The organism is Lentzea jiangxiensis (genome assembly GCF_900104175.1).
GTDB lineage: Bacteria > Actinomycetota > Actinomycetes > Mycobacteriales > Pseudonocardiaceae > Lentzea > Lentzea jiangxiensis.
Genome location: NZ_FNIX01000003.1, coordinates 649,189 through 661,872, shown reverse-complemented (window position 1 = coordinate 661,872; position 12,684 = coordinate 649,189). Strand labels below are relative to the sequence as shown.

Below are 12,684 nucleotides of genomic sequence, written 5' to 3'. Positions count from 1 at the left end.
AGTGGTCGTGCCGCAGGCCCGGTGGACCGGGTCTCCGCCCGGAGCCGAAGCGAGCTGCCCACCGGAGCCCGAGGCCTTGCAGGCCGGTCACGTGTGAGACCACCAGCCGACAGTCCACTCGCGACATCGGCACGCCGGCCGGTTCTCGAGTGGCTCCGCACTTCGTCGGGTGCGGTGGAACCGCTGACCGGTGGTCGGCCCGCAGCCCTCGACGCGCCTGAGGTGGACTCACCCGCGGCCCCGGTGTCCGAAGTGGAATGACGACGGTCGGCCGATGTGATCACAACAGCGGCGGATCCGTGCTGTGGACAACCGCAGTGTCCGGAGTGGCGATCTGCTCGGTTCTCCCGCCGTGGGCGGGCTGTCCTTCAGCCTCGGTGCGGGACCTGTGATGCCGTAACCGCGGGTGGACGTGGATCTTCCTGGTGACGGTGACCGCGTGCGCCCTGGCTCGGCAATCGGACTGCGGGCTTCCACAGCCCGGTTGCCGCACAGCTGGATAGCGTCGTTTGCATCCGGTCGGAAGGTCATCGCACCGATCCAGGAGCGGTCGGCGCCTGCCGGCGGTGAGGTTCTTCCGTCACCGACACCGTGCCGCTCGAGCGAGAAAGGCTCTGAAACTTGCCGAATGCGAGTTCTTCACCTTGGGAGTGGTCGGAGTGGCAATGGCGATCCGCGGTCGGTGAGGTGGAGGCCGGTGTCCGGCTGGCCCCGGAGAACTGGCCGCGGAACGCGACCGTGGCCGTCGCGATCTCGGTCGACGTGGACAACGAGACGCTGCCCCTCTCCCGTGGCGAGACGGGGCCCGGGCTCCTGTCCCAAGGCCAGTACGGTGCGCGTGTCGGCCTGCCGCGCGTTCTGGAGACACTTCGCCGGCATTCCGCACCCGCGACGTTCTTCTACCCGGTCGTCTCCACCATGCTCGACCCCGCGGGGCTCGCCGCGGTACGAGCTGACGGGCACGAGATCGGGTTGCACGGCTGGATCCACGAGAAGTGCGGTGAGCTGACCGCGGACCAGGAGCGGGAGCTCGCTCTGCGCAGCGCGGACGCGCTGGAGGCCGCTACCGGTGTGCGGCCGGTCGGTCTGCGCACTCCGTACTGGGACTTCACGGTGCACACGCTGCCGATCATCAGGGAGCTCGGGCTCGAGTACGACTCGTCCCTGATGGCCGACGACCAGCCCTACGAGCTCGTGCACCGGGGTGAGGCGACCGGGGTGACCGAGGTCCCGGTGTCCTGGATCCGGGACGACGCCCCCTACTTCCCCGACGACGCCCTGGGAAAGCAAATCCTGGCGCCGCGTGAAGTGCTGCGCGTCTGGCAGGACGAGTTCGACGCGGCGTACGCCGAAGGCGGCCTGTTCACCCTCGCGCTCCACCCGCACATCATCGGGCACCGGTCACGCGTCAAGGTGCTCGACGAGTTGCTGGCGCACATCGCCGCCCACACCGGGGTCTGGTGGGCCACCCACGCCGAGATCGCGCGACACGCGGCGGCGCACCGGACACCTCCACCGAAGTGATGACCATCCCGACCCCCGTCCCGAATCGAGAGGACCGAGCACCGTGCCGATGATCGAAGAGGTTCACCAGGACCAGGCCGCCACCCTGGTCGACGTCTACACCCGAGCCTTCCACGACGACCCCGTCTTCTCCTGGATCTTCCCCGATGCCGAACGACGCGCGGAGTGCAACAGGCGGTTCTTCACGGTGGTCGTGGAGTCGACGTTCGCCGGTGGCGGCCTCGCCCTCCAGGTCGAGGACTTCAGCGCCGTCTCGCTGTTCTACCCGCCGTCCGTCCTGCCCAGCGCGGAGGAGCACGCCGAACTCATCGGCCGGCTGGAGGAACTGCTGGGCGACCAGGCCGAGCGGGCGGTGGCGTTCATGAACCTGCTCAACGACAACCACCCGCGAAGCGTACCGCCGCACCTCTACGGCACGTTTCTCTCGACAGTTCCGGGGCGGCAGGGTCAAGGTCTCGGGACCAAGCTGAAGAAGGCCCAGTTCGCCCTCGCCGACGGTGCGGACGCCGGTGTGTACGGCGAAGCCAGCTGCCTGCGCAACCTGGCGTTGTACGAGCGGCTCGGGCAGGTGCGGCTGGGCGAGGCGATCACCTTGCGAGGCGGTCCGTCGCTGTACCCGATCTGGCGGCCGCGGGCGAGTGACCGCGCCGCGAGGTCCTGAGGACGCCGGGCGTTCGGACGGGCCGGCGGTGGAAGCCGAGGAGGGCACATGAGCCGGTGGGGTGTCACCATTCCTTTGCCCGGGATGCCTCTCGCACTGCACCGGAGGATCGTCGAGGAGCTCCCGGACCTCGGGTACACCGATGTCTGGACCTCCGAGAAGGCGGGCACCGATGCCTTCACGCCGTTGGCGCTGGCCTCCCAGTGGGCTGAGCAGCTGCGGCTGGGCACCGCGGTGGCATCCGTGTACACCCGAGGTCCGGCGCTCCTGGCGATGAACGCGGCCACCGTCGCGGGGCTGGCCCCCGGCCGGTTCGTCCTGGGCATCGGCGCGTCGTCGAAGGTGATCGTGCAGGAGTGGAACGCCGCGGAGTTCACCACCCCTCTCCGCAGGGTTCGGGACACGCTGCTGTTCCTGCGGTCCGCGTTGGGCGGCGAGAAGGTGACCGAGACGTACGAGACGTTCTCGGTCAGTGGTTTCCGCCTGGAGAACCCGGTCGATCCGGTGCCGCCGATCGCGTTGGCCGCCCTGCGGCCGGAGATGCTGCGGTTGGCCGCGAAGGAGGCCGACGGTGCGATAACCAACTGGCTCGCTCCCGGTGACGTGCGCCGGATACGGGAGGAGATCGGTCACGGAGTCGAGCTGTCCGCACGGATCTTCGTCTGTCCCACCACCGACAGGGCGCTGGCGCGCCGGCTCGGCCGGCGGCTCGTCGCGGGCTACCTGACCGTTCCGGCCTACGCCGCGTTCCAGGACTGGCTCGGCCGCGGTGAGGCGCTCAGACCGATGCACGACGCCTGGAGCCGCGGTGACAGGCGCGAGGCGCTGGAGCTGATCCCCGACGAGGTGGTCGACGACCTCATCGTGCACGGAGCGCCGGAGGTCTGCCGCGACCGGATCCGGTCTTATGTGGACAGCGGCCTGTCGACGCCGATCATCGCCTTGGTCCCGACCGGGGACGACCCTGTCGGCCACATCAGGAGCCTGGGACCGGCTTAGCACCGCGGCACCGCGCCGAGTCGTGTGCTCGCGAGCGCCACGTGCTGGTCCGCGTTGGACACTTCAGCCGGTTCGTCGCACTCCACGACCAGATCGGACGCCGCCACCGTCGTACGGCCGAGGCGAGTTCCGGAAGCGGTGCCGCCGCAGCAGCCTCAGACCCGGCCGGTGACGAACCGGTCGAGCACGTCCGCGGCGGTGCGGACGTCCACGTCCAGCCCGCCGTCCTCGTCGATCGGCGGCCTGGTATTCGCTGCCGTCGAAGGTGACCAGCGGGCCGAACCCGGTCGTCGTCCCGGGCGATGGCGACGGGGCGCGCCGACGCTTCGAGCATGTCGGTCGTGAGCACCTTGCCGGTGTCCAAGACCGTCTTCTCCGCTGCCGGGGTCATGACGCCTCCGCTGAGCCGGGGTGGGTGGATCGGCACGCATCGCCCTGTGCAGCAGGACTTCAGGAAGCGAAGGGTGTGTCCCCGCACCGTTCCGCTCACCGGAACGACCGCCCTCGGGACGTTCCGGCACGTGGAACACCTGTGGCGGCCGAGTTCGCGCCTGCCGCGCGTTCCGGCAGGCGACGGCAGGTTCACAAGCGACAGGAACACGGGTGATCCGGTCAAACAGCCGTGGCACCGCAAGGCAGGAGGACGTCCCGGCCAGGTGGGTCGTCGCGTGCCGCGGCGCGGAGCCGTTCGAAGGCGGCGGTGCACCCGTCGTCACCGACCGGGTGCATGGACCGCGTGCGGAGTCCTGCGGCTGACGCGAGCGGTGGTTCGCGATCGATCCCGCAGGATGCGCTTCGGCAGCCCGGTGCGATCACGAACTCGGCAGATCCGCGCTGTGGACAACCGCGGAGTCCTGATCGGCGCCCTGCGCCGCCCTTCGTGACGGGTGAGCTGTCCGTTCGCCTTGCGATGAGGACGTCGGACATCGGTGTCACCGCTGGTGAGCGACTGCATCCTCTTGGTGACAGAACCGCTGGAACTCCCGCAGTTCGCTCCGTCCTCACCACTCGAACGAGCAAGTCCCCTGTCCGCGGCCACCGCGCAGGGGCTCGCAGGCGCGATCGACCCGTGAACAGGTGGCAGCGCTGCGGACATCCGCAGGCGCACCACAACGCACCGTTCCTATGCTCACCTGAGGAACAGTCGAGCGGAACGGGACTGACGAGATGATCGAGGAGCTGACGAGCAGGCCCCGTCACTACTTCCCGTCACGCCGGCCGCTCTCCGTGTGCCAACTCGGGAGTCTGCGCCACGCGGAGCGCCGGCGGCTCGGCTCACCGCTCCTCAGCGGCTGGCCGTGAGTGTCTCTTGTGGACGGTCCGATCCCGTTCGCGGCACCGTTCCGACAGCTGGAATGCTCGTTTGTACGGCGTCTTCACCGATACATACTTGCGGCGAAAATCGTTACGAGGACGGGTCGAGGTCGCTTTCGCAGGCGGGGAAAGCGGGCCGGCGACCGGTGGCGGATCCGGCTGGTCTGGCGGGTGCGCTCGCAGATCAGGTCGGTGCGCCGGTCTCACCGCCGACAGGTCACTCCCTTCCGGTGCAAGCGCGATCACTTCGGACGGGCCGCTGACCTGGCCGACGCGGCTGATGACGAGCTCCAACCCACTTCGGCTGAACTAGGGGCGATGACACGATGAGCCCGATCGATTCCGCGACCACCACCCTCGACCTGTCGGCTCCCGTGGAGTTGACCCACCTGGAGGCCGCGGCCCGGCCGATGCGCATCGCGTTGTCCGCGCAGGTCGTGGCGGACGTCGAGCGCGGGCGTCGCTTCGTCGAGGCGACGCTGGCGCAGTGTGAACGCCCGGTCTACGGTGCCACCACGGGATTCGGCCCCCTGGTCGTCTTCGACGGCCGGGAAAGCAGCACCGCGCAGTGCGAGAACGTGCTGCAGCACCTCACCGTCGGACAGGGACCCGACCTGCCGATCCCCGTCGCCCGCGCGGCGGTGCTCGTGCGCGCGCGGTCCCTGGCCCGCGGCTTGTCCGGCGCGTCTCTGTCCACAGTGGACGCACTGGTCCGGATGCTCGACACCGGTTTCGCCCCCGCCGTACCGACCTGGGGCTCGGTCGGCGCCAGCGGAGACCTCGTTCCCCTGGCGCACGCCGTCCAGAGCCTGCGCGGACACGGATACGCCTACTTCGACGGCGTTCGGATGCCCGCCGGCGACGCCCTGCGCGCGGCGGGCCTGGCGCCGCTCGAGCTGGACGGCCGGGACGCGCTGGCCCTGGTCAACGGGACGTCGGTGACGACAGCGGCCGCCGGTCTCGCCGTGTTGTCGGCACAACGCTCCCTGAAGGTCGCGGTCGCGCTGACGGCGGCACTGGCCGACCTGCTCGGTGCGACGCCCGCGTTCCTGGCGCCGTCCCTGCTCGAGGCGTTCGGTCATCCCGAGGCCGCAGCGACCGGCCGTGAGCTGTCGTGGTGGCTCGGGGGAACCACGCCGGTGGCGGGGAGGCCACTGCAGGAGCCCTACAGCATCCGGTGCACGCCGCAGCTGCTCGGCGCCGCCCGGTCGGCGGCCGGGTGGTCGGCCCGGACCGTCGCCGACGACCTCCGCGGCGTCAGCGACAACCCGCTGTTCTTCCCGGACGAAGACCTCGTCGCGCACGGGGGGAACTTCTTCGGCCAGCCCGCCGCCTTCGCCGCCGACCTGCTGTCCTCGGCGGTGACCCAGGTCGGCAACCTCGCCGAACGGCAGGTCGACCTGCTGGTGGACCCCGGCCGCAACGGCGGGCGGCCCCCGATGCTCGCGGCCGAGCCGGGCAAGCAGCACGCGATCCAGGGCTTGCAGGTGCTGGCGACGTCGGTCGTCGTGGCGATGCGCCGGGCGTGCACACCCGCGGCGATGCAGAGCATTCCCACCAACCTGCACAACCAGGACGTCGTCCCCTTCGGCACCCAAGCCGCGCTGACCGCCTACGAGCAGGCTCGTCTCCTGCGGCTGCTGCACGGTTGCCTCGGCGTCGCGGTGCGCCAAGCCGCCCACATCGGCGACCGCGAACCGACCGCGCCGCACTGCGCCGACCTCATCGCGGCGCTGGGCGAGCGCGTTGCGCCGATCACCCGCGACCGTCCGCTCGACGAGGACATCCGCGCGGCCGCCGATGTGCTGGACGAGCACGTCGCGGAGGTGCTGTCGTGATCGCTCCGCCGCTGCCCCGGCTCACCGTCCCGTTACCGCAGGACCCGCTCGCCCCGTGTGGCTGGCACCCCGGTGAACCCGGCGAGGCCGTCGGCCCGCCGTTCGACAGCGAGGCGGAGATCGCCTGGTACCGCTGGTTGCTGGGTCACCACGGCGCCTTCTGCGTGTGGCGGCTGCTCTCGGCCGCTCTCGGCCGCGGTGACCTCGACGAGGCCGCCGTCCTGCACGACACCTACTCGGCACTGCTGCTCTACTCGGGCAGTTGCCGCCCCGAGGTCTACCACTCGGTCATCCGGCCCCGGATGGCGGCGCGGCACCCGGCGATGAGCGGGACGTGGGCGCGCGACCACCGCCACGCCGCCGCGCTGCTCGCCGGAGTGCGGCCCGCCCCCGGTTCGGCGCTGAAGGAGGCGGTGAAGTTCAACCGCCTCGTGCACATGACGGTCGCCGCCCGGCTCGTGCCGGTCGGCGGGTCGCTGCTGCGCGATGCCGGGAGGGATGCCCACCAGGCGCCCACCGAGGACGAGCAGGCGCTGCTCGACGACTTCTTCCTCGTCGACCGGGCCCCGGTCTGCGCCCACGTCTTCACCGCGGCGCTGCGGGCGCGGGTCGCGGCGCTGCTGGCGGACCTCGCCGCGCGGCCGGTGCACGCGATCTACGACCGCGACGCGGTGAACGACTTCCAGACCGACCTGCCGATGCACATCGGCCGCCTCGTCCCGATCGCCGAGGCGGCTCTCGCGGATGGAGCCAACGCATGACGACAACAGCGGAACAGCCCGACAAGGCAGTGCTGCTCACCCCGCAGGTGCTCGAGTACGTCCGGGGCCAGCTCCCGCCGTTCACCGACGTCCAGCGCGAACTGATCGACGCCACGCTCGCCCTCGGCCAGGTGGCCGAGATGCAGGTGCCTCCGGAACAGGGGGCGCTGCTCACGCTGCTGGCCCGGCTGAGCGGCGCCCGCGTCGCGGTCGAGGTGGGCACGTTCACCGGGTACTCGACGCTCGCGCTGGCCGAGGGCGTGGGTCCGGCCGGTCGGGTGATCACCTGTGACGTGACCGACCGCTGGGCCGGGATCGCCACCGCCGCCTGGAGCCGGGCCGGTGTCGCTGAGCGGGTGGAGCAGCAGTTCGGGCCCGCCGCCGACACCCTGCGGGGCCTTCCGGAAGAGCCGTTCGTCGACCTGGCCTTCCTCGACGCCGACAAGGTCGGCTACCGCACCTACTGGGAAGAGCTCGTGCCCCGGCTGCGCCCCAACGGCCTGATCGTGGCCGACAACGTGCTCTACGCCGGCGAGGCGGCTTCACCCGACGCCGAGGGCAACGCCCGCGCCATCCGCGAGTTCAACGAACACGTCCGCAACGACGACCGCGTCGAGTCGGTCCTGCTGACCGTCGCGGACGGTCTCACCCTGGCCCGCAAGAGGGGCCCGGGGGAGCGGTGAGGGCCGGACGGCAAGCCGCTGAAGTGCCGGTGCGGCCGTGACGGCGGCCTGGGAGGTGCCCGCCGGCGCGCACCTCGGCGACTACGTGCTGCGGCCGGGCGCCCCGGACGACGACCGGCTCGCGGTGGTGGACCGCTCCCGGGGCGGGCGTGTCGAATGGACGTACGGACGGCTGCGCGCGGCCGTCGCCGGGCTCGCGGCCTGGTTGCGCCGGTCGGGGGTCGGCGACGACGACACCGTGCTGGTGCTGACCGAGAACAGCGCCGAGTTCGTGGTCGCCTACCACGGGGTCCTCGCGGCCGGCGCAGTGGTGCTCGCGCTCGACCCGCGGGACACCACCGAGCGGTGGCGTGCCGCGATCGACGGCACCGGTGCGAAGGCACTGATCGCGGAGACGGCCCTCGGACCGCCGGAGGTGCCGCTGCCGACCGTCTGCGTCGGCGCTCTCACGTCGAACGGCACTCCGTGGGACGAGGCGGTGGCCACGCCACCGTTGCCGCTGTCTCCGCCCGGTGGTGACCGGACGGCGGTGCTGATGAGCTCCAGCGGCACGCTGGGCACACCGCAGCTCGTGGCGGTGTCACACCGCAACCTGACCGCCAACCTCGGGCAGATCGCCCACCTGCACCGGGTGCGCGGCGACGACGTCGTCCTGTCGGTACCGCCGCTCAGGCACGTCTACGGGATGCAGATGGCGATGAACCCGGCGCTGAGGGCGGGCGCCACCCTGGTCATCGGCGCTACCCCGTTCTCGGCCGCAGACTTCACCCGCGACGTCACCGAGGACGGCGTGTCGCTGGCGTACCTGGTGCCGAGCGTGGTGACCGAGATCGGCGCGGCCGGGGAGCCGCTGCCGTCGCTGCGGCTGGTCGTCTCGGGTGGTGCGCCGCTGCCCTCGGTGGACGCCGACCGCTGCGCCGCGGTTCTCGGCGTCCCGGTGGTGCAGGGGTTCGGGATGACCGAGGCGGGGTGCGTGAGCTTCAGCCCGGACGGAGTCCGGGTTCCGCCCGGCTCCACCGGCGTGCTCGTCCCGGGCACCGAGGTGCGGTTCACCGGCGGCGCGGACGCGGAGTCGGGCGAGTTGTGGCTGCGCGGGCCGCAGATCGCCCGCGGGGCGGCGGACGCGGACGGCTGGCTGCGCACCGGCGACCTGGTGAGCCGCGACGCGCACGGCTTCCTGCGGATCACCGGCCGGGCGAAGGCGCTGATCAAGTACAAGGGGCACCAGGTGTCCCCGGTCGAGCTGGAGGAAGTGGTCACGAGCCACCCCGCGGTGGCCGAGGCCTTGGTCGCGGGCGTGCCCGACCTGGTCGCGGGGGAGATCCCGAAGGCCTACGTCGTGCTGAACGAGCCGGTGTCCCTCGCGGAGATTACGGCCTACGTCGCGGACCGCGTCTCGCCGCACAAACGGGTGCGGGCCATCGAGCGGGTGCGGGAGATCCCGCGCTCCTCGACCGGTAAGCGGATGCGGCCCCCGGCGCTGCGGGTGCTGGTCACCGGCGGCGGGCGTGGGCTGGGACGGACGTTCGCGGAGGCGCTGGCCGCCGCCGGGCTGTCCGTCGCCGTCGCCGGCCGCCACCGGGACGCCCTGGTGGAGACCGTCGACGGGATCCGGCAAGCCGGTGGAACCGCGACCTGGGTGCGCCTCGACGTGACGGACCACGATTCGGTGGCCGGTGGAGTCGACCAGGTCGTGGCCGAGCTGGGTGGCCTCGACGTGCTGGTGAACAACGCGGGTGTCGGCGGCCCGATCGGTCCCTTGTGGACCGTGGACGAGGCGGAATGGGTGCGGGCCTTCGAGGTCGGGCTCTTCGGAGCTGTGCGGGTGACGCGGGCGGTGCTGCCCTCGCTCACCGGACGCGTGGTGAACGTGGTGAGCCGCGCGGGCGCGGTCGGCTGGCCGCACGCCAGCGCCTATGCCGCCACCAAGGCGGGGTTGATCTCGGTGACCGCGAGCCTGGCCGGCGAGCTGGCCGACTCCGCGCGGGTGGCGGTGGCGTTCGACCCGGGCCTGGTCGACGCCGGGATGACCCGGTCCCACCTCGATCGCGGCCGGACGGGGAACCGCTGGGAGGACGACATCCTGGCGTGGACGGTGAAGGCCCAGCGGTCCGGGCGTTTCACCGCCGCCGAGGACTCGGCGGCCGCGCTGGTCTCCGTCGTCACGGGCGCGGCGGACCACGCGGCGGGCGGGTGCGTCCGGACGGAGGACGTGCTGCCACGACCGCGGCTTCTGCCGTCCGCCGAACCGGGGGAGCCGGATTCGATCAGGCCGGGCCGACGAGAGGTGTCCTCATGAAGGCTGCAATCCTGCACGGAAAGCACGAGTTGACCGTGGAAGCGGTCCCGGACGCGGTGCTCCAGGCACCCGGTGACGCGGTCGTCCGCGTTGTCGTCGCCGGGATCTGCGGCACGGATCTGCACGGCTACAACGGACTTCCCGGTCCGGCCACCGGGCCTCGCTGCGGGCACGAGTTCGTCGGCGTGGTCGAAGACGTCGGCACCGAGGTCTCCACGCTCCGTCCGGGGATGATGGTCGTCGCGCCGTTCAACTTCGCCGACGGGACCTGCGCCGCATGTCAGGCCGGTGTGCACAGTGCCTGCGCCGCGGGCGGCATGTTCGGTGTGGACGGCGACGGCGCACAGGCCGAAGCGGTCCGCGTCCCCTTCGCCGACGCCAACCTGGTGGCGGTGCCGGTGGACGAGAACGACGAACGGCTGTCGTCGCTCCTCGCCCTCACCGACACGATGGCGACCGGCTTGCACGCCGTCCGGACGGGCCGGGTCGCGCCGGGCTCGTCGGTCGCCGTCCTCGGTGACGGTCCGGTCGGGATGTGCGCCGCGCTCGCGGCCCGGGAGGCGGGCGCCGGCCGGATCATCCTCGTGGGCAGGCACGAGACGCGGTTGAGCAAGGGCCGCGACTTCGGTGCGACCGACACCTTCCTGGCCCGAGGCCCCGAAAGCGTCGCCGAGTCCATCGATTTCGTTCGCGCAGCCACACAAGGGCGTGGCGCCGACGTGGTGGTGGAGTGCGGTGGCGGCCCCCAGGCGCAGAACACGGCTTTCGCGCTGTGCCGGACCGGCGGCACCGTCTGCGTGATGGGCAGCCCGCCGATCGGTGACGTGACGCCGGTGTTCTTCCGCGGCATCACCCTCACCGGCGGGCTCACGCCGGCCCGCGCCTACCTTCCCGATCTCGTCGAACGGGTACTGGCCGGCACGCTCGCCCCCGGTTCCATCTTCGACAAGGAGGTGGCTCTGGACGACATCGTGTCCGGCTACGAGGTGATGGCCGCGCGCGCGGCCACCAAGGTGCTCGTGCGGCTCTAACGCGCCGAAAGCTGCATTTGCCAAGCGCAGTCAGGTTTTCGACAAACGCAGGAAGCGAGAAGCCAGATGCCAACAAGGACCTACCGAGCCCGAATCCGCTCACGTGTGGTCGTGCCGCTCATCCTGTCGGCCACCATGATCGCCGCCCTCAGCCCGGCCGTCACCGCCGCACCGACCCACCACCCGCAGGGTGCGTTCGAGTCGATCGCCAGTCCGAAGGAAAGGGCGAACAGGGCGGTCGTCCTCGGCTTCTACTCCGCGCTGAACCGTGGGGATCTCGGACACCTCGACAGGGTGGTGCGCCCCGACCTCGTCCAGCACTACCCCGCGATCGCCAACGGCCGGGCCGCGTTCCGCGAGTACCACGCGGGCCTGCGCAACCAGAACCCGGACCTCCGGTTCACCGTGAAGCGGACCATCGCCCAGAACGACCTGGTCGTGGCGCACAGCCACTTCGTCGGCAAGGCCGGCGACGCGGGGGTCGCCAAGATCAACCTCTTCCGCCTCGACAAGGGCAGGATCGCCGAGCACTGGGAGGTCAACGAGGCCGTCCGGCCGGCCGGCACCGGCAACGACATGTTCTCCACGCTCAGCTCGCCCAGGATCTCCAAGTCGCTGCCGTTCGCCACGGACGCCGAGAGCGAACACGTGGCTCGCGCCGCCTTCGCCGAGATCGTCAACCAGCCCGATGACGAGCTCCGCCTCCAGGCGCTCGACCGCTACATCGGGGACAACACCTACTACCAGCACTTCCCGAACGTCCCGAACGGAACCGGAGCGCTGCAGCAGTTCATCCACGACGCGTTCGCCGCGCGGCCGGATTACCGCGCCAACGTGAAGACCGTCGTCGCCGAGGGAGACCTGGTCGCTGTCTTCGTCCACCTGGAGAACCTCTTCGACATGGACAACGGCGTGGGCGCCGACCTGTACCGCGTCCGAGACGGAAAACTGCTGGAGCACTGGGTGGTCATCGAGCCCACTCCGCCGACTTCGGCCAACCCGAACACGATGTACTGATCCGAGGGACGCGGGCGGGAAAGGCGGTTCCATGCAGGACGACATCGCAATCCGGCCCGCGTCCTCGTCGTCATCGGGCCACAGCTGGCCCACGACTCCACTGGTTCTGCTCGCGATCGCCCTCGCGGCGGTCGTGGCCTGGCAGATCCGGGACTGGTCGTCCTATTTGGACGTGAGGCCGCAGCCGCTGTCCCTCCTCCCGGCCGATGCCGGGCACCACGCAGGAACAGGCGGGTCTCCCACCCCGCCTCCAGCCATCGTGGCGAGCGCCGTCCCCAATTTCGCCGGCATCACGATGCTCGCCGCGCACGTGACGATGGCGAGCGTGGTGCTGGCCGCCGCCGCCACCCGGCGGTGGGCGGCAGCGAGGCGCACCACCGCCGCGCTGGTCTTCGCGGCGACGTCGGCCGTCCTCAGCGCCTCGATGACGATCCCCCTGGCGGGGCTCACCGTCGGCAACGCGATCTCACGCGGCAACACGATGTCCGCGGCGATCACCGTCTTGCAGTACTCGTTCGTGCTCTCCCTGCTGGCCGCGGCCGCCCTGCACCCGCGGT

At 71.3% G+C, this 12,684-nt stretch carries 10 protein-coding genes; 9 read left to right on the top strand and 1 reads right to left on the bottom strand.

Features of this window, described 5'->3' with window-relative positions:
* The first annotated feature begins 687 nt into the window (after positions 1-687).
* The 9 genes from BLQ91_RS13835 (at position 688) to BLQ91_RS13795 (ending at position 12,127) form a co-directional block, all read left to right on the top strand.
* On the top strand, positions 688-1,524 hold the full coding sequence (locus tag BLQ91_RS13835; protein ID WP_245733402.1) for a polysaccharide deacetylase family protein: 837 nt from the start codon (positions 688-690) through the stop codon (positions 1,522-1,524).
* A 49-nt stretch (positions 1,525-1,573) separates the two neighbouring features.
* The gene (locus tag BLQ91_RS13830) at positions 1,574-2,185 is read left to right on the top strand and encodes a GNAT family N-acetyltransferase (RefSeq protein WP_090097178.1); all 612 of its coding nucleotides are present in this window, start codon (positions 1,574-1,576) and stop codon (positions 2,183-2,185) included.
* Positions 2,186-2,233: 48 nt separating this feature from the next.
* On the top strand, positions 2,234-3,184 hold the full coding sequence (locus BLQ91_RS13825) for an LLM class F420-dependent oxidoreductase (protein WP_090097177.1): 951 nt from the start codon (positions 2,234-2,236) through the stop codon (positions 3,182-3,184).
* A gap of 1,640 nt (positions 3,185-4,824) precedes the next feature.
* On the top strand, positions 4,825-6,336 hold the full coding sequence (locus BLQ91_RS13820) for an HAL/PAL/TAL family ammonia-lyase (protein ID WP_176959736.1): 1,512 nt from the start codon (positions 4,825-4,827) through the stop codon (positions 6,334-6,336).
* Entirely contained in the window at positions 6,333-7,097 is a 765-nt protein-coding gene (locus tag BLQ91_RS13815) for an L-tyrosine 3-hydroxylase (RefSeq protein WP_090097176.1), read from the top strand. Before BLQ91_RS13820 ends, BLQ91_RS13815 begins: the two co-directional genes overlap by 4 nt.
* A complete protein-coding gene (locus BLQ91_RS13810; RefSeq protein WP_090097175.1) occupies positions 7,094-7,780 on the top strand; it encodes an O-methyltransferase in 687 nt (228 codons plus the stop codon). Before BLQ91_RS13815 ends, BLQ91_RS13810 begins: the two co-directional genes overlap by 4 nt.
* Before the next feature lie 37 nt (positions 7,781-7,817).
* Positions 7,818-10,079 (top strand): SDR family NAD(P)-dependent oxidoreductase, encoded by a 2,262-nt coding sequence (locus BLQ91_RS13805; protein WP_090097174.1) that lies wholly within the window; start codon positions 7,818-7,820, stop codon positions 10,077-10,079.
* Positions 10,076-11,110, top strand: coding sequence for an alcohol dehydrogenase catalytic domain-containing protein (locus BLQ91_RS13800; RefSeq protein ID WP_090097173.1), 1,035 nt, complete (start codon positions 10,076-10,078; stop codon positions 11,108-11,110). The genes BLQ91_RS13805 and BLQ91_RS13800 overlap by 4 nt, the downstream gene beginning before the upstream one ends.
* A gap of 111 nt (positions 11,111-11,221) precedes the next feature.
* Positions 11,222-12,127 (top strand): nuclear transport factor 2 family protein, encoded by a 906-nt coding sequence (locus tag BLQ91_RS13795; protein WP_176959735.1) that lies wholly within the window; start codon positions 11,222-11,224, stop codon positions 12,125-12,127.
* Positions 12,128-12,289: 162 nt separating this feature from the next.
* On the opposite strand, the gene BLQ91_RS41305 is transcribed toward BLQ91_RS13795, so the two are convergent.
* Positions 12,290-12,625, bottom strand: coding sequence for a hypothetical protein (locus BLQ91_RS41305; RefSeq protein ID WP_090097171.1), 336 nt, complete (start codon positions 12,623-12,625; stop codon positions 12,290-12,292).
* Positions 12,626-12,684 lie beyond the last annotated feature (59 nt).